Source organism: Methyloversatilis discipulorum, assembly GCF_000527135.1.
Lineage (GTDB): Bacteria > Pseudomonadota > Gammaproteobacteria > Burkholderiales > Rhodocyclaceae > Methyloversatilis > Methyloversatilis discipulorum.
In genome coordinates, this window is the sequence record NZ_AZUP01000001.1 from 2,323,963 (window position 1) to 2,340,913 (window position 16,951).

General features: G+C 60.8%; 23 protein-coding genes. All 23 read right to left on the reverse strand.

All coding sequences use genetic code 11. The features are described 5' to 3' along the window. Positions 1-12: 12 nt before the first annotated feature. Positions 13-366, reverse strand: a complete 354-nt coding sequence (rplR, locus tag METFAM1_RS0110745) for a 50S ribosomal protein L18 (protein ID WP_019919618.1) — start codon at positions 364-366, stop codon at positions 13-15. A gap of 11 nt (positions 367-377) precedes the next feature. Next, entirely contained in the window at positions 378-911 is a 534-nt protein-coding gene (gene rplF / locus METFAM1_RS0110750; RefSeq protein ID WP_024300632.1) for a 50S ribosomal protein L6, read from the reverse strand. A gap of 10 nt (positions 912-921) precedes the next feature. Then, complete coding sequence (gene rpsH, locus METFAM1_RS0110755; protein ID WP_019919620.1) at positions 922-1,317, reverse strand: 30S ribosomal protein S8; 396 nt, start codon at positions 1,315-1,317, stop codon at positions 922-924. 12 nt (positions 1,318-1,329) lie between these two features. Beyond that, complete coding sequence (gene rpsN / locus METFAM1_RS0110760) at positions 1,330-1,635, reverse strand: 30S ribosomal protein S14 (protein WP_019919621.1); 306 nt, start codon at positions 1,633-1,635, stop codon at positions 1,330-1,332. A 7-nt stretch (positions 1,636-1,642) separates the two neighbouring features. Then, positions 1,643-2,182 (reverse strand): 50S ribosomal protein L5, encoded by a 540-nt coding sequence (gene rplE / locus METFAM1_RS0110765; RefSeq protein WP_019919622.1) that lies wholly within the window; start codon positions 2,180-2,182, stop codon positions 1,643-1,645. Between the two features lie 9 nt (positions 2,183-2,191). After that, complete coding sequence (gene rplX / locus METFAM1_RS0110770; protein WP_019919623.1) at positions 2,192-2,509, reverse strand: 50S ribosomal protein L24; 318 nt, start codon at positions 2,507-2,509, stop codon at positions 2,192-2,194. A gap of 19 nt (positions 2,510-2,528) precedes the next feature. Next, positions 2,529-2,897: a 50S ribosomal protein L14 gene (rplN, locus tag METFAM1_RS0110775; RefSeq protein ID WP_008061731.1), complete on the reverse strand. Its 369-nt coding sequence runs from the start codon at positions 2,895-2,897 to the stop codon at positions 2,529-2,531. A gap of 155 nt (positions 2,898-3,052) precedes the next feature. Continuing rightward, the gene (gene rpsQ, locus METFAM1_RS0110780) at positions 3,053-3,322 is read right to left on the reverse strand and encodes a 30S ribosomal protein S17 (protein WP_018228087.1); all 270 of its coding nucleotides are present in this window, start codon (positions 3,320-3,322) and stop codon (positions 3,053-3,055) included. Then, the gene (gene rpmC, locus METFAM1_RS0110785; RefSeq protein WP_019919624.1) at positions 3,319-3,513 is read right to left on the reverse strand and encodes a 50S ribosomal protein L29; all 195 of its coding nucleotides are present in this window, start codon (positions 3,511-3,513) and stop codon (positions 3,319-3,321) included. Before rpmC ends, rpsQ begins: the two co-directional genes overlap by 4 nt. Positions 3,514-3,516: 3 nt before the next feature. Beyond that, positions 3,517-3,930 carry a 50S ribosomal protein L16 gene (rplP, locus tag METFAM1_RS0110790; protein ID WP_008061728.1) on the reverse strand — a complete coding sequence of 138 codons (414 nt, stop codon included), beginning with the start codon at positions 3,928-3,930 and terminating at the stop codon, positions 3,517-3,519. After that, positions 3,899-4,753, reverse strand: a complete 855-nt coding sequence (gene rpsC, locus METFAM1_RS0110795) for a 30S ribosomal protein S3 (protein WP_019919625.1) — start codon at positions 4,751-4,753, stop codon at positions 3,899-3,901. The genes rplP and rpsC overlap by 32 nt, the downstream gene beginning before the upstream one ends. Before the next feature lie 5 nt (positions 4,754-4,758). Continuing rightward, positions 4,759-5,088 carry a 50S ribosomal protein L22 gene (gene rplV, locus METFAM1_RS0110800; protein ID WP_020163430.1) on the reverse strand — a complete coding sequence of 110 codons (330 nt, stop codon included), beginning with the start codon at positions 5,086-5,088 and terminating at the stop codon, positions 4,759-4,761. Positions 5,089-5,100: 12 nt separating this feature from the next. Continuing rightward, entirely contained in the window at positions 5,101-5,376 is a 276-nt protein-coding gene (gene rpsS, locus METFAM1_RS0110805) for a 30S ribosomal protein S19 (RefSeq protein ID WP_008061716.1), read from the reverse strand. A 10-nt stretch (positions 5,377-5,386) separates the two neighbouring features. After that, positions 5,387-6,214: a 50S ribosomal protein L2 gene (gene rplB / locus METFAM1_RS0110810; RefSeq protein ID WP_019919627.1), complete on the reverse strand. Its 828-nt coding sequence runs from the start codon at positions 6,212-6,214 to the stop codon at positions 5,387-5,389. Then, a complete protein-coding gene (rplW, locus tag METFAM1_RS0110815; protein WP_019919628.1) occupies positions 6,214-6,540 on the reverse strand; it encodes a 50S ribosomal protein L23 in 327 nt (108 codons plus the stop codon). Before rplW ends, rplB begins: the two co-directional genes overlap by 1 nt. Continuing rightward, positions 6,537-7,160, reverse strand: a complete 624-nt coding sequence (rplD, locus tag METFAM1_RS0110820) for a 50S ribosomal protein L4 (protein WP_019919629.1) — start codon at positions 7,158-7,160, stop codon at positions 6,537-6,539. Before rplD ends, rplW begins: the two co-directional genes overlap by 4 nt. A gap of 10 nt (positions 7,161-7,170) precedes the next feature. After that, the gene (gene rplC, locus METFAM1_RS0110825) at positions 7,171-7,812 is read right to left on the reverse strand and encodes a 50S ribosomal protein L3 (RefSeq protein ID WP_024300633.1); all 642 of its coding nucleotides are present in this window, start codon (positions 7,810-7,812) and stop codon (positions 7,171-7,173) included. Between the two features lie 104 nt (positions 7,813-7,916). Beyond that, positions 7,917-8,228 (reverse strand): 30S ribosomal protein S10, encoded by a 312-nt coding sequence (rpsJ, locus tag METFAM1_RS0110830; RefSeq protein ID WP_018413334.1) that lies wholly within the window; start codon positions 8,226-8,228, stop codon positions 7,917-7,919. A 76-nt stretch (positions 8,229-8,304) separates the two neighbouring features. Beyond that, positions 8,305-9,495, reverse strand: a complete 1,191-nt coding sequence (tuf, locus tag METFAM1_RS0110835) for an elongation factor Tu (protein ID WP_019915275.1) — start codon at positions 9,493-9,495, stop codon at positions 8,305-8,307. Between the two features lie 23 nt (positions 9,496-9,518). Continuing rightward, on the reverse strand, positions 9,519-11,612 hold the full coding sequence (gene fusA / locus METFAM1_RS0110840) for an elongation factor G (RefSeq protein ID WP_019915265.1): 2,094 nt from the start codon (positions 11,610-11,612) through the stop codon (positions 9,519-9,521). Between the two features lie 65 nt (positions 11,613-11,677). Beyond that, the gene (gene rpsG / locus METFAM1_RS0110845) at positions 11,678-12,148 is read right to left on the reverse strand and encodes a 30S ribosomal protein S7 (protein WP_019915266.1); all 471 of its coding nucleotides are present in this window, start codon (positions 12,146-12,148) and stop codon (positions 11,678-11,680) included. A 25-nt stretch (positions 12,149-12,173) separates the two neighbouring features. Further along, a complete protein-coding gene (rpsL, locus tag METFAM1_RS0110850; protein ID WP_008061703.1) occupies positions 12,174-12,551 on the reverse strand; it encodes a 30S ribosomal protein S12 in 378 nt (125 codons plus the stop codon). 190 nt (positions 12,552-12,741) lie between these two features. Beyond that, positions 12,742-16,944 (reverse strand): DNA-directed RNA polymerase subunit beta', encoded by a 4,203-nt coding sequence (gene rpoC, locus METFAM1_RS0110855; protein ID WP_019915267.1) that lies wholly within the window; start codon positions 16,942-16,944, stop codon positions 12,742-12,744. Positions 16,945-16,951 lie beyond the last annotated feature (7 nt).

Sequence of the window (16,951 nt, forward strand, 5' to 3'; positions counted from 1 at the left end):
TCGCCTGATCAGTTAGAACTTGAGACCGCCTTCGCGGGCGGCCTCAGCGAGCGCCTTGATACGGCCGTGGTACTTGAAACCACCACGATCGAATGCCACCTGCTCGATACCTTGCGCGCGAGCGCGCTCGGCAATCAGCTTGCCGACCAGCGTGGCCGCCTTGACGTTGCCGCCGTTGCTCACTTCCTTGCGCACAGACTCTTCGATGGTCGACGCCGCTGCGAGCACGCGGGTGCCGCAACCGGAATAGACCTGCGCGTAGATGTGGCTGTTGCTGCGGTGAACCGACAGACGAACGGCCTTCAGTTGGGCGATGCGCGCACGGGTCTGGCGGGAACGGCGCAGACGGGAAATATTCTTGTCCATGTTCGTCACCCTTACTTCTTCTTGGTCTCTTTGATCACCACCACTTCATCCGCGTAGCGAACACCCTTGCCCTTGTACGGCTCGGGTTCGCGATATGCGCGAATTTCAGCGGCAACCTGACCAACGAGTTGCTTATCGACACCCTTGATGCGGATTTCGGTCTGCGCCGGGGTTTCCACCTTGATGCCCTCGGGCATCTGATGAACGACCGGGTGCGAGAAACCGAGCGACAGATTCAGCTTGTCACCCTGCGCCTGTGCCTTGTAGCCGACGCCAACCAGCAGCAGCTTGCGCTCGAAACCCTGAGTGACACCCTGAACCATGTTCGCGACCAGCGCACGCATGGTTCCGGAGAGTGCCTTGGTGTTCTCGGCACCTTCGATCTGACCGAAACGGATTTCGCCGCCATCGACCGTGACCGAAACTGCTGGGTTGATCACGCGGCGGATCTGGCCGAGCGGCCCCTTGACCGACAGTTCGCCATTGCTCAGGGCAACGTCGACACCCTTCGGCACAACAACTGGATTCTTTGCAATACGTGACATGTCTTCGTCCTCAGGCCACGATGCACAGCACTTCGCCGCCGACCTTCTCGGCGCGGGCCTTGCGATCGGTCATGACGCCGCGCGGCGTCGAAACGATGGCCACACCCAGACCGTTCATCACGCGAGGCAGATCGTCCATGCCGCGGTAGACGCGAAGGCCAGGACGACTGACGCGCTCGATGCGCTCGATGACGGGGCGGCCCGAGTAATACTTCAGAACCAGCTCCAGCTCTGCCTTGCCACCATCGGTGCGCACGCTGAAACCGTCGATGTAACCTTCGGACTGCAGCACCCCGGCGATCGCCACCTTGAGTTTCGACGACGGCATGACAACAGAGCCCTTCTGTGCCATTTGTGCATTGCGGATGCGGGTCAGCATGTCCGCAATCGGATCACTCATGCTCATCTTGTACCCCTGTTACCAACTAGCCTTGACCATGCCGGGCACTTCGCCGCGGAAGGCCGCTTCACGCAACTTGTTGCGGCAAAGACCGAATTTGCGGAACACACCGCGCGGACGCCCGGTTTGTTCGCAACGATTGCGAAGACGCGTCGGGCTGGAGTTACGCGGCAGCGCCTGAAGCTTCAGGCGCGCGGAAGCGCGATCTTCGTCGGACGCAGACATGTCAGCGATGACAGCCTCGAGCGCGGCGCGCTTGGCGGCGAACTTCGCAACCAGCTTCTCACGCTTCTCTTCACGGTTTTTCAATGCCAACTTGGCCATGGCAACCTCAATTCTTGAACGGGAACTTGAACGCGGCGAGCAGAGCCTTGGCTTCCTCGTCGGTCTTGGCGGTCGTCGTGATGCTGATGTTCATCCCACGGACCTTGTCGACCTTGTCGTACTCGATTTCCGGGAAAATGATCTGTTCCTTGATGCCGATGTTGTAGTTGCCACGGCCATCGAAACCTTTCCCCGACACACCACGGAAGTCGCGCACGCGCGGCATCGCCACGGTGATCAGACGATCCAGGAATTCGAACATGCGGGGACCGCGCAGCGTCACCATGCAGCCGATCGGATAACCCTCACGGATCTTGAAACCTGCGATGGCCTTACGGGCCTTCGTGACGACCGGCTTCTGACCAGCGATCTTGACCATGTCGCCCACGGCGTGTTCAAGAACCTTCTTGTCACCCACCGCCTCGCCGACACCCATGTTCAGCGTGATCTTGGTGATGCGCGGAACTTCCATCACCGACTTGTAACCGAAGCGAGCCGTCAAATCGCCCACAACGGTTGCCTTGTAAAAATCTTGCAAGCGCGCCATTGTCGTTCCTTAAGCCTTGACCAACTCGCCATTCGACTTGAAGAAACGGACTTTGGTACCGTCTTCAAGCGTCTTGATGCCCACGCGATCACCCTTGCTGGTGGCCGGGTTGAACAGCGCAACATTCGAAATATCGATCGGCATTTCCTTCTCGACGATGCCGCCCTGCTGACCCTTCATCGGGTTCGGCCGCTGATGCTTCTTCACGCGGTTTACACCCTCAACCAGAACCGAGCGCTCATCAACGCGACGCAGCACGGTACCGCGGCGACCGCGATCCTTACCCGTCAGCACCACCACTTCATCGCCCTTGCGAATCTTTTCCATCTGACTCTCCAGCCTGGCCTCAGAGAACTTCCGGCGCCAGCGAAACGATCTTCATGAAACGCTCGCCGCGCAGCTCACGCGTGACCGGCCCGAAAATGCGGGTACCGATCGGCTCGAGCTTGTTGTTCAGAAGCACTGCGGCATTGCCGTCGAACTTCACGAGCGAACCGTCCGGACGACGCACACCCTTCGCAGTGCGAACAACCACCGCGTTATAGACCTCGCCCTTCTTGACGCGACCGCGGGGTGCAGCATCCTTGATGCTGACCTTGATCACATCGCCAATACCGGCGTAACGGCGCTTGGAACCACCCAGCACCTTGATACACATGACCGAGCGCGCGCCGGTGTTGTCGGCCACGTTCAGCATGGATTGCATCTGGATCATTTGTTATCTCCAACTTATCCCGCTCTGAGAGCGGTCAGTCTTGGACCCGTCAGGGTGTAGGACGAGCCCAACAAAACTTTGAGGCTCGGCGAAGCAAAGCGCGCCACAATAGCACGCAGGGAGGGACTACACAAGCCCCTCCCTGAAATACATCTTCAGATCACGCGGGCCTGTTCAACAACCTGCGTAACCTTCCACGCCTTCGTGCGGCTGATCGGGCGGCACTCTTCGATCTGAACCAGATCGCCTTCGTGCGCTTCGAGGCCTTCGACGTGCGCGTGATACTTCTTCGACCGCATGATCACCTTGCCGTAGAGCGGGTGCTTCACACGACGCTCCACCAGAACGGTCACGGTCTTGTCCATCTTGTCGCTGACCACTCGGCCGACCAGCGTGCGATGAACCTTTTGATTGGTCTCGCTCATTTCGTACTCGCTTTCTGTTGCAGCAGGGTACGAACGCGCGCGATATCGCGGCGCACGTTCTTCAGTTCGCTGGTGTTGGTCAGCTGTTGAGTGGCCTTCTGCATGCGCATAGAAAACTGCGCCTTCAGGAGATCCATCAACTCCTTGTTCAATTCAGCGGCATCTTTCGTCCGCAGATCCTTGGCTTTCATCGCTTACCCCAGCTGTCGCACGACAAAGGTGGTTTCGAGCGGGAGCTTGGCAGCTGCCAGGCGGAACGCCTCGCGCGCCAGCGCCTCGTCGACGCCGTCCATCTCGTACAGCACCTTGCCCGGCTGAATTTCCGCAACCCAGTACTCCGGATTGCCCTTGCCGTTACCCATACGCACTTCCGCCGGCTTCTTCGAGATCGGCTTGTCGGGGAAAATGCGAATCCAGATACGACCACCGCGCTTGATGTGACGCGTCATCGCACGACGTGCGGATTCAATCTGACGAGCCGTCAGACGACCGCGCGACGTGGCCTTGAGACCGTACTCGCCAAAGGAAACCTTGGTGCCGCGGGTGGCGAGGCCCGTGTTGCGGCCCTTCTGCTCCTTACGGTACTTTCTTCTCGCCGGCTGCAGCATTGCTAGCTCCTGACTTTCTGACTCGTTGCTGAGTGGACTTCACGTCGGCATCCCCTGCCGGTGCGCCGCCTTCGGGCTTCGCATCACGAGCGGGACGGCGGCCGGCCGGGCGGTTGTCGCCTTCGGGGCGACGACCGTCACGACGCGGACGACGTGCGTTATCGTTTTCTTCGGTAACAGCAGGCGCTTCGCCGCGGGCAAGCATTTCGCCCTTGAACACCCACACCTTGATACCGATCACACCGTAGGTCGTCTTCGCTTCAGACGTTCCGTAATCGATGTCTGCACGCAGCGTGTGCAGCGGTACGCGACCTTCGCGATACCACTCACGGCGAGCAATCTCGATACCGTTCAAGCGGCCCGACGACATGATCTTGATGCCCTGGGCACCGAGGCGCATGGCGTTCTGCATGGCGCGCTTCATCGCGCGGCGGAACATGATGCGCTTCTCGAGCTGCTGGGCGATCGAATCGGCGATCAACTGCGCGTCGATCTCCGGCTTGCGGATCTCCTCGATGTTGACGTGCACAGGCACGCCCATCATCTTGGCCAGTTGGGCCTTGATGAGCTCGATCTCTTCGCCCTTCTTGCCGATCACCACACCCGGACGGGCCGAGTAGACGGTGATGCGGGCATTCTTGGCCGGGCGCTCGATGACCACGCGGCCGACGGACGCGTGCGCCAGCTTCTTCTTCAGGAACGCGCGAACCTGCAGATCCTGATTGAGCATGCGCGGGAAGTCCTTGCTGGACGCGAACCAGCGCGAAGCCCAATTATGCGTGACCGCCAGACGGAAGCCGGTCGGATGAATCTTCTGTCCCATAACCTTCAGTCTCCAACCGTGACGAACACGTGGCAGGTCGGCTTCACGATGCGGTTACCGCGTCCCTTGGCCCGGGCGGTGAAGCGCTTGAGCACCACACCCTTTTCCACGTAAATGGTCTTCACCTTGAGGCTGTCGATATCGGCGCCGTCGTTATGCTCGGCATTCGCGATTGCGGACTCGACGACCTTCTTGATGATCTTTGCGCCCTTCTTGGGGCTGAAAGCCAGAATGTTCAGAGCCTGACTGACCGACTTGCCGCGGATCAGATCGGCAACCAGCCGACCCTTTTGCGCCGACAGGCGCACACCGCGAAGATTTGCACGGGTTTCCATTGTCATCGCTCCTTACTTCTTCGCTTTCTTGCCTGCGGTGTGACCCTTGAACGTACGGGTCAGCGCAAACTCGCCCAGCTTGTGGCCGACCATGTTTTCCGAAACATAGACCGGAATGTGCTGGCGACCGTTATGCACGGCGATGGTGAGACCGATGAAGTCCGGCAGAACGGTCGAACGACGCGACCAGGTCTTGATCGGACGCTTGTCATTCGACGCGCGAGCCGTATCCACCTTGGCCAGCAGGTGGGCGTCGACGAACGGGCCTTTCTTGATTGAACGTGCCATTGCCTACCTCTTATCGCTTGTAGCGGCGCTGCACGATCATGTTGCTCGTGCGCTTGTTGCTGCGGGTGCGGTAGCCCTTGGTCGGCTGACCCCACGGGCTGACGGGAACGCGACCTTCACCAGTACGGCCCTCACCACCACCATGCGGGTGATCGATCGGGTTCATCACGGTACCGCGAACCGTCGGACGCACACCGCGCCAACGGGTTGCGCCGGCCTTGCCAAGCTTGCGCAGGTTGTTCTCTTCGTTGCCCACTTCGCCGATGGTCGCGCGACACTCGACGTGCACACGGCGGATTTCACCGGAACGCAGACGCAGTTGGGCGTAGCTGCCTTCGCGCGCCAGCAACTGAACCGAGGTACCCGCAGCGCGCGCCAGCTGCGCGCCCTTGCCCGGCGTCATTTCGATGCAATGCACCGTCGAACCGACCGGAATGTTGCGCAGCGGCAGAGCATTGCCCGACTTGATCGGCGCTTCCGAACCACTGACCACCTGCTGACCGACCACCATGCCCTTCGGGGCAATGATGTAGCGGCGCTCGCCGTCGGCGTAGCAGAGCAGTGCGATATGAGCCGAACGGTTCGGGTCGTACTCGATGCGCTCGACGGTCGCGACGATGCCATCCTTGTTGCGACGGAAATCGATCACGCGATATTGCTGACGGTGACCACCACCCTTGTGACGGGTCGTGATCCGGCCGTGGTTGTTGCGACCCGAGGTCTTGTTCTGGCTCTCGGTGAGCGAATCAACCGGACGGCCCTTGTACAGGGTCGGATTGACGACCTTGACGACGGCGCGGCGGCCGGCCGAAGTCGGCTTGACTTTGACGAGTGCCATTAGACAGCCCCTCCTTCAGCGAACTCGATATCCTGGCCCGGCTTGATGCGCACAAAGGCCTTCTTCCAGTCGCTGCGGCGGCCGAACGTGCGGCCAAAACGCTTGACCTTGCCCTTCACGTTCAGAACCTGAACCGACAGGACTTCGATCTTGTTGTCGCCCTTGCTGAACAGCAGTTCGACCGCAGCCTTGATTTCCGGCTTGGTAGCATCCGGCGCAACCTTGAACACGACCTGGTTGTTACGGTCGGCAATGAAGGTCGCCTTCTCGGAAATCTGCGGCGCGAGCAGAACCTGCATCAGCCTTTCCTGCGAAAAGTTGCTCATGCCCACATCTCCTCGAATTTGCTCATCGCGCTGCGCGTGACCAGCACCTTGCCGAAGCGGATGAGCGAAACCGGATCCGTCTCGTGCGCTTCGAGAACCAGCACGTTGTGCAGGTTGCGCGACGACAGGAACAGGTTCTCATCGAGTTCGTCGGTGATCACGAGCACCGAATCCAGACCCATGCCCTTGAGCTTGCTCGACAGCAGCTTGGTCTTCGGAGCCTCGACATTGAAATTCTCGACCACGGCAATGCGGTCTTCGCGAGCCAGTTGCGAGAGGATCGCGGCGATGCCGGCGCGATACATCTTGCGATTGACCTTCTGCGAGAAGTTCTCGTCGGGCGAGTTCGGGAAGATGCGACCGCCGCCACGCCACAGCGGGCTGGAGGACATACCGGCGCGTGCGCGACCGGTGCCCTTCTGACGCCACGGCTTACGCGTGGTGTGCTTGACCAGCGTACGGTCCTTCTGAGCGCGGGTACCCTGGCGAGCGTTGGCCTGATAGGCCACGACCACCTGATGAACCAGCGCTTCGTTGTATTCGCGGGCAAACAGCGCGTCCGGTGCCTGCACCGTCGCCGCCTGTTGACCGGCGTCGTTCAATACCTTCAATTCAGCCATCGCGCTCTCCTCAGCCCTTGACCGCCGGCAGCACGACAACGTCGCCGCCCTTGGAACCCGGAATTGCGCCCTTGATGAGCAGCAGCTGACGGGCCTCGTCGATACGCACGACCTCCAGACCCTGCTGGGTGCACTTGACGTCACCCAGGTGACCGGCCATGCGCTTACCCGGGAAAACGCGACCCGGATCCTGCGCCATACCGATAGAACCCGGCGAGTTGTGCGAGATCGAGTTGCCGTGCGACGCACGGTTGGACGAGAAGTTGTGGCGCTTGATGGCACCGGCAAAGCCCTTGCCGATGGACGTACCCGTCACATCGACCTTCTGGCCTACCGAAAACACCGAGGCGGGGCTGATCACATCACCCGCCTTGAATTCGGCGAGCTTGCCAGCGTCCACACGGAATTCACGCAGCACCTCGCCAGCCTCAACACCTGCCTTGGCAAAATGACCTGCGGCGGCTTTGTTCACGCGCGTAGCGCGACGCTTGCCGAAAGCGACCTGCACCGACGTGTAACCGTCGGTTTCTGCTGTCTTGATCTGGGTGACGCGATTGTTCGACACATCCACGACCGTCACCGGAACGGTTTGCCCGTCATCGGTGAAAATACGCGTCATGCCGACCTTGCGACCCACAAGGCCTAGAGTCATGTTTTTCTCCTCATCCCGGTTGCGATTGACCGGGATCCGTTTCAACTGCCACCGGAACATCCGATGACGCTTACCGGCAAAAAGAACGCCGGAAAAGACTGCACTTACTGAAGCTTGATCTCCACATCCACACCCGCCGGCAGATCGAGCTTCATCAATGCGTCGACGGTCTTGTCGGTCGGATCGATGATGTCCATCAGGCGAACATGGGTACGGATTTCGAACTGATCGCGCGAGCTCTTGTTCACATGCGGCGAACGCAGCACATTGAAACGCTCGATGCGGGTCGGCAGCGGCACGGGACCACGAACAACGGCGCCGGTGCGCTTGGCGGTATCCACGATCTCAAGAGCCGACTGGTCGATCAGGCGATAGTCGAATGCCTTGAGGCGGATACGGATCTTCTGGCTTTGCATTGGATTTTCCCAAAGAGCGAAAGAGCAAAGCCGGGTAGCACAAGCCACCCGGCGCAAAAGCTGACGATTGTACTAATTATTCGACGATCTTTGCAACCACACCGGCGCCGACGGTACGGCCACCTTCGCGGATCGCGAAGCGCAGACCTTCTTCCATCGCGATCGGGGCGATCAGCTTCACCGTGATCGACACGTTGTCGCCTGGCATCACCATTTCGGTGCCCGCCGGCAGCTCGATCGAGCCGGTCACGTCCGTCGTACGGAAGTAGAACTGCGGACGGTAGCCGTTGAAGAACGGCGTGTGACGACCACCTTCTTCCTTCGACAGCACGTAGATCTCAGCCGTGAAGTGCGTGTGCGGCTTGATCGAGCCCGGCTTGGCCAGAACCTGACCACGCTCCACGTCTTCGCGCTTGGTGCCGCGCAGCAGCACGCCAACGTTGTCACCCGCCTGACCCTGGTCCAGCAGCTTGCGGAACATTTCAACGCCAGTGCAGGTGGTCTTCACCGTCGGCTTGATACCGACGATTTCGATTTCCTCACCAACCTTCACGATGCCGCGCTCGATACGACCGGTCACCACGGTGCCGCGACCCGAGATCGAGAACACGTCTTCGATCGGCATCAGGAACGCGCCATCCACTGCGCGCTCCGGCGTCGGGATGTAGCTGTCCAGTGCAGCGGCCAGCGCCATGATGGCACCTTCGCCCAGATCGGTCTTGTCGCCTTCCAGCGCCTTCAGGGCCGAGCCCTTGACGATGGGCACGTCGTCGCCCGGGAAGTCGTACTTCGACAGCAGCTCGCGAACTTCCATTTCAACCAGCTCGAGCAGCTCGGCGTCGTCAACCATGTCGCACTTGTTCAGGAACACGACGATGTACGGCACACCGACCTGACGGGCCAGCAGGATGTGTTCGCGCGTCTGCGGCATCGGGCCGTCAGCGGCCGAGCACACCAGAATGGCGCCGTCCATCTGCGCCGCACCGGTAATCATGTTCTTCACGTAGTCGGCGTGACCCGGGCAATCAACGTGCGCGTAGTGACGGGTCGCCGTCTCGTACTCAACGTGCGCCGTGTTGATCGTGATGCCGCGCGCCTTCTCTTCCGGCGCTGCGTCGATCTGGTCGTACGCCTTCGCTTCACCACCGAACTTCGACGACAGAATCGTCGTGATCGCCGCCGTCAGCGTCGTCTTGCCATGGTCAACGTGACCAATCGTACCCACGTTCACGTGCGGCTTGGTGCGCTCAAACTTTCCCTTTGCCATTTCTAACCCCTAAATCCCAAAACTCACTTCTTGTTGATGATGGCGTCAGCGACGTTCTTGGGCGCTTCCGCGTAATGCTTGAATTCCATCGAGTAGGTCGCACGACCCTGGCTCAGCGAGCGCAGCGTGGTCGAGTAGCCGAACATCGATGCGAGCGGCACTTCGGCCTTGATCGCCTTGATACCGCCCGGCAGATCTTCCATGCCCTGGACGATGCCGCGGCGACCGGACAGGTCACCCATGACGTTGCCCATGTAGTCTTCAGGCGTCTCCACCTCGACGGCCATCATCGGCTCGAGCAGAACCGGGCTGGCCTTGCGCATCGCGTCCTTGAACGCCATCGAGGCAGCCATCTTGAACGCGTTTTCGTTCGAGTCCACGTCGTGGTAGGAGCCATCAAACAGCGTGACCTTCACATCCACCACCGGGAAGCCCGCCAGAACGCCGTTCGGCAGAGTCTCCTGCAGACCGCGATCGACCGCCGGGATGAATTCGCGCGGCACGGTACCGCCCTTGATCGCATCCACGAACTGGTAACCCTTGCCCGGCTCGTTCGGCTCAAGCTTGATCCAGACGTGGCCGTACTGACCGCGACCACCCGACTGCTTGACGAACTTGCCTTCCTGCTCGACCGACTTGCGCACCGCCTCGCGATAGGCAACCTGCGGCGCACCGACGTTTGCCTCGACACCGAACTCACGCTTCATGCGATCAACGATGATTTCGAGGTGCAGTTCACCCATGCCCGAAATGACGGTCTGACCGGACTCTTCGTCGGTACGCACGCGGAAGGACGGATCCTCCTGTGCCAGACGACCCAGCGCCAGACCCATCTTTTCCTGGTCACCCTTGGTCTTCGGCTCGACGGCGACGTGAATCACCGGCTCCGGGAATTCCATGCGCTCGAGCGTGACTTCAGCATCCGGGTCGCACAGCGTCTCACCGGTGGTCACCGACTGAAGACCGATCGCGGCAGCGATGTCGCCCGCACGAACCTCTTCGATTTCCTGGCGATCGTTGGCGTGCATCTGCACCAGACGGCCGATGCGTTCCTTCTTGCCCTTGACCGGGTTGTACACCGTATCACCGGACTTCAGAACACCCGAATAGACGCGAATGAAGGTGAGCTGACCGACGTACTTGTCCGACATCAGTTTGAACGCGAGCGCGGAGAACTTCTCGTCGTCAGCCGCTGCACGCTCGACCTGCTCGTCGTTTTCACCAATACCCTTGACCGGCGGAATATCAACCGGGGACGGCAGGAAGTCGACGACGGCATCCAGCATGCGCTGCACACCCTTGTTCTTGAAAGCGGTACCGCACAGCATCGGCTGGATCTCGCCTGCGATGGTGCGGGTGCGCAGACCCAGGATGATGTCAGCCTCGGAGAGCTCACCGCTCTCGAGGTACTTGTTCATCATCTCTTCGCTGGACTCAGCCGCCGCCTCGACCATCTTCTCACGCCATTCCTCACACGTGGATTGCAGCTCTGCAGGAATGTCCTCGTACGAGAACTTGATGCCCTGCGAAGCCTCATCCCACAGGATGGCCTTCATCTTGATGAGGTCGACAACGCCCTTGAAGTTCTCTTCCGCGCCAATGGGCACAACCACCGGAACCGGATTCGCACTCAGGCGGGTCTTCAGCTGTTCGTACACCTTGAAAAAGTTGGCGCCGGTACGGTCCATCTTGTTCACGAAGGCGAGACGCGGCACACCGTACTTGTTGGCCTGACGCCACACGGTTTCCGACTGCGGCTGAACACCACCCACTGCGCAGTAAACCATGCAGGCGCCATCAAGCACGCGCATCGAGCGCTCGACTTCAATGGTGAAGTCGACGTGACCCGGGGTGTCGATGATGTTGATACGGTGCTCGGGATAGTTGCCGCCCATACCCTTCCAGAAGGTGGTCACGGCAGCGGAGGTGATCGTGATGCCACGCTCCTGCTCCTGTTCCATCCAGTCCGTCGTGGCGGCGCCATCATGCACCTCACCCAGCTTGTGGTTGACGCCCGTGTAGTAAAGAATCCGCTCGGTCGTCGTCGTCTTGCCGGCGTCGATGTGAGCGGAAATGCCGATGTTCCGGTAGCGCTCGATCGGTGTCTTGCGTGCCACGATACAGTCCTTTGAAACAAGAGGCCGCCACAAGTGGCGGCCAGTCAGTTAAGCGAAATTTGGAATCAGAAGCGGAAGTGCGAGAACGCCTTGTTGGCATCCGCCATCCGGTGAACTTCGTCTCGCTTCTTCATCGCAGCGCCACGACCTTCAGCCGCTTCCAGCAACTCGGCAGCCAGACGCAGGCCCATCGACTTCTCGGAACGCTTGCGAGCAGCCTCACGCAGCCAGCGCATCGACAGCGCCATGCGACGCGACGGACGCACCTCAACCGGCACCTGGTAGTTGGCACCACCAACACGGCGGCTCTTCACCTCAACTACCGGCTTGACGTTGTTGATCGCCTGGGAAAACACCTCGAGCGGATCCTTGCCACTCTTGGTCTTGATCTGGTCAAACGCGCCATAGACGATACGCTCGGCAACAGACTTCTTGCCGGCGGACATCAGCACATTGACAAACTTGGAAAGCTCGACACTACCGAATTTCGGATCCGGCAGAATGTCCCGCTTGGGTACTTCGCGACGACGCGGCATTTTTTAACCCCTCAATCTCTTGCGATTACGCTTTCTTCGGACGCTTGGCGCCGTACTTCGAACGGGACTGCTTACGATCCTTCACACCCTGAAGATCAAGCGAGCCGCGGACGATGTGGTAGCGCACACCCGGCAGATCCTTCACACGGCCACCGCGAATCAGCACAACCGAGTGTTCCTGCAGGTTGTGGCCTTCGCCGCCGATGTAGGAAATGACCTCGAAGCCGTTGGTCAGACGCACCTTGGCGACCTTACGCAGCGCCGAGTTCGGCTTCTTCGGGGTCGTGGTGTACACGCGGGTGCAGACACCGCGCTTTTGCGGGCAGGCTTCGAGAGCCGGCACCTTGGATTTGCTTACCGGCGACGTGCGCGGCTTGCGTACAAGCTGATTGATGGTTGGCATTTTTTCGAGATTCCAAAAGACCGGAGGCGACGCCTATCCAGTGGCCCGCCTCCGCGACTCGTTCGCCTTGAGCCCGCTACGGTTGGCGGACCCACAAAGAGGCCGGATTATAGGCACATAAAAACAACAGGGTCAACCCCGCGGCATTCTCCGAACACCGCAGGGTTGTGCTCTCTACTGCGTAAGACGATTACTGCGCTTCACCGGCATCGGCTTCCACCGTCACCGGGTCATCGCCGAACAGCACGCGATCGGCTGCCGCGGCGTCGTCGCCGACAGCCTGGGCACGACGGGTGCGGTGGTAGGCCAGACCCGTACCCGCCGGGATCAGACGACCGACGATGACGTTTTCCTTCAGGCCGCGCAGTTCGTCGCGCTTGCCCATGATGGCCGCCTCGGTCAGCACGCGCGTCGTTTCCTGGAAGGACGCGGCGGAGATGAACGAGTCGGTCGACAGCGAGGCCTTGGTGATACCCAGCAGCATGTACTGGTACTCGGCCGGGCGCTTGCCCTCGGCGACCAGACGATCGTTCTCGTCCAGCACCTCGGAACGTTCGACCTGTTCCTCGCGGATGAATTTCGAATCACCCGAATCGACGATGACCACGCGACGCAGCATCTGGCGGACGATCACTTCGATGTGCTTGTCGTTGATCTTCACGCCCTGCAGACGGTACACGTCCTGCACTTCGTCGATGATGTAGCGCGCCAGCTCCTCGACGCCCTTCAGACGCAGGATGTCGTGCGGCTCGACTGCGCCGTCGACGATCACCTCGCCCTTGTTCACCACCTGGCCGTCGTGCACCGTGACGTGCTTGTCTTTCGGGATCAGGAACTCGTTCACCGTGCCATCCGGCTCGGTGATGACAAGACGCTGCTTGCCCTTGGTGTCCTTGCCGAACGACACCGTACCGGTGACCTCGGCCAGCAGACCGGCGTCCTTCGGCGAACGGGCTTCGAACAGCTCGGCCACGCGCGGCAGACCCCCGGTAATGTCTCGAGTCTTCGCGGATTCCTGCGGGATACGCGCCAGCACGTCACCAACACTGACCGCCTGACCGTCCTTTACGGTGATGATACAACCCACCTGGAAGGTGATCGACACGGCCGTATCGGTACCGGCGATCTTCACTTCATCGCCCGATTCGGTCAGCAGCTTCACCTGCGGGCGCAGGCCCTTGGTGCTGGTGCTGCGACGCTTCGGGTCGATAACCACCAGGGTCGTCAGGCCGGTCACGTCATCGACCTGCTTCGCCACGGTCACGCCTTCCTCGACGTGTTCGAAGCGCACGATGCCCGAGTACTCGGTAATGATGGGGCGGGTATGCGGATCCCAGGTCGCCAGGCCGGTACCGGCCTTGATGGTCTGACCTTCATCGACCTGCAGCGTCGCACCGTACGGCACCTTGTGGCGCTCGCGCTCACGGCCGTGATCATCGGTGATGATGATTTCGGCACTGCGCGCGATGACGATCTTCTCGTTCTTCGCGCTGGTGACATAGCGCATGTTCTGCGTGAAGCGGATGACACCCGCGCTCTTTGCCTCCACACCGCTGGCGGCGGCAGCTCGCGACGCCGCACCACCGACGTGGAAGGTACGCATGGTCAGCTGCGTGCCCGGCTCACCGATCGACTGCGCGGCGATGACGCCGACGGCCTCACCGGCATTCACGATCTGGCCGCGACCGAGGTCGCGACCGTAGCACTGGGCGCACAGGCCATAGCGCGTTTCGCAGGTCAGCGGCGTACGCACCTTCACCTCATCGACGCCGAGCGAATCCATCAGATCGCAACGGTCTTCGTCGATCAGTTCACCGGCGTAGATCACCGTTTCCTGCGTCTCCGGATTGACGACGTCAGCAGCCGTGACGCGGCCGAGCACCCGCTCGCGCAGCGGCTCGATCACTTCACCGCCCTCGACCAGCGCCTTCATGACGAAGCCTTCGGCGGTGCCGCAATCGTCCTCGGTGACCACCAGATCCTGCGTCACGTCGACCAGACGACGGGTCAGGTAACCGGAGTTCGCGGTCTTCAGCGCCGTATCGGCCAGGCCCTTACGGGCGCCGTGCGTCGAGATGAAGTACTGCAGAACGTTCAGACCTTCACGGAAGTTGGTCGTGATCGGCGTTTCGATGATGGAGCCGTCCGGCTTCGCCATCAGGCCCCGCATGCCGGCCAGCTGACGGATCTGGGCAGCGGAACCACGGGCGCCGGAGTCGGCCATCATGTAGATAGAGTTGAACGACTCCTGCTTCACCGTGTTGCCGTTGCGATCGACCGTATCTTCCTGACCGAGCTGGTCCATCATCGCCTTCGCGACCTGGTCACCGGCACGACCCCAGATGTCCACCACCTTGTTGTAGCGCTCGCCGTCGGTCACCAGACCCGACGTGTACTGCTGGGCGATTTCCTTCACCTCCGCTTCGGCAGCGCTGATGATGGTGTGCTTGGCGTCCGGCACCAGCATGTCCTTCACCGCGATCGAAATGCCGGCGCGGGTCGCGAGACCGAAACCGGCCTGCATCAGCTTGTCGGCGAAGATGACGGTTTCGCGCAGGCCGCAGCGACGGAAGCTGTGGTTCACCAGCTTCGAGATTTCCTTCTTCTTCAGCGGCTTGTCGAGCACCGAGAACGGCAGGCCCGGCGGCAGGATTTCTGCCAGCATGGCGCGACCGACCGTGGTGTCGTAGCGCGTGATCTTCTCGCGCTTCTCACCGTCGACGACTTCGACTTCGCGGATGCGCACCGACACCTTCGAGTGCAGTTCGACGAAACCGTTTTCGTAGGCGCGGCGCATTTCGTTCACGTTCGCGAACATCATGCCTTCGCCCTTGCCGTTGATCTTGGCGCGGGTGGCGTAGTACAGACCAAGCACGATGTCCTGCGACGGCACGATGATCGGCTCGCCGTTGGCCGGCGACAGCACGTTGTTCGACGCCAGCATCAGCGTGCGCGCTTCCATCTGCGCTTCCAGCGACAGCGGCACGTGGACGGCCATCTGGTCACCGTCGAAGTCGGCGTTGAACGCCACGCAGACCAGCGGGTGCAGCTGAATGGCCTTGCCTTCGATCAGCGTCGGCTCGAACGCCTGGATGCCGAGGCGGTGCAGCGTCGGCGCGCGGTTCAGCATGACCGGATGTTCGCGGATCACCTCTTCGAGGATGTCCCACACTTCCGGCACTTCCTGCTCAACCAGCTTCTTGGCGGCCTTGATGGTGGTCGCCATGCCGTTCAGTTCGAGCTTATTGAAGATGAAGGGCTTGAACAGCTCGAGCGCCATCTTCTTCGGCAGACCGCACTGATGCAGCTTGAGCTGCGGACCCACCACGATGACCGAACGACCCGAATAGTCGACGCGCTTGCCCAGCAGGTTCTGACGGAAACGACCGCCCTTGCCCTTGATCATGTCGGCCAGCGACTTCAGCGGGCGCTTGTTGGCGCCGGTCATCGCCTTGCCGCGACGGCCGTTGTCGAGCAGCGAATCCACCGCTTCCTGCAGCATGCGCTTTTCGTTGCGCACGATGATTTCAGGCGCCTTGAGCTCGAGCAAACGCTTCAGACGATTGTTGCGGTTGATGACGCGGCGGTACAGGTCGTTCAGATCCGAGGTCGCGAAGCGGCCGCCGTCCAGCGGCACCAGCGGACGCAGGTCCGGCGGCAGCACCGGCAGCACTTCCAGAATCATCCACTCGGGCTTGATGCCCGAATGCTGGAAGCCTTCGAGAATCTTCAGACGCTTGGAAATCTTCTTCATCTTCGCTTCGGAGCTGGTGGCTTCCAGCTCGCCGCGAAGCTTCTCGACTTCACGGTTCAGGTCGAGCGAACGCAGCATGCCGCGCACGCCTTCCGCACCCATGAACGCGGTGAAGTCGTCGCCGTACTCTTCGACCTTGGCCAGGTAATCGTCTTCCGACAGCAGCTGGCCGCGGTTCAGCGGCGTCATGCCCGGATCGACAACGACATAGCCTTCGAAGTACAGCACGCGCTCGATGTCACGCAGCGTCATGTCGAGCACCATGCCCAGACGCGACGGCAGCGACTTCAGGAACCAGATGTGCGCGGTCGGGCTGGCCAACTCGATGTGGCCCATGCGCTCGCGACGCACCTTGGACAGCGTGACTTCAACGCCGCACTTTTCGCAGATGACGCCGCGGTGCTTCAGACGCTTGTACTTGCCGCACAGGCATTCGTAGTCCTTGACCGGACCGAAGATCTTGGCGCAGAACAGACCGTCCCGCTCCGGCTTGAAGGTGCGGTAGTTGATCGTTTCCGGCTTCTTGACTTCGCCGTAGGACCAGGAACGGATCTTGTCCGGCGACGCGAGACCGATGGTGATCGCGTCGAACTCTTCTTCCTGCGTGACCTGCTTGAAAAGATCCAGCAATGCTTTCATGGCAACT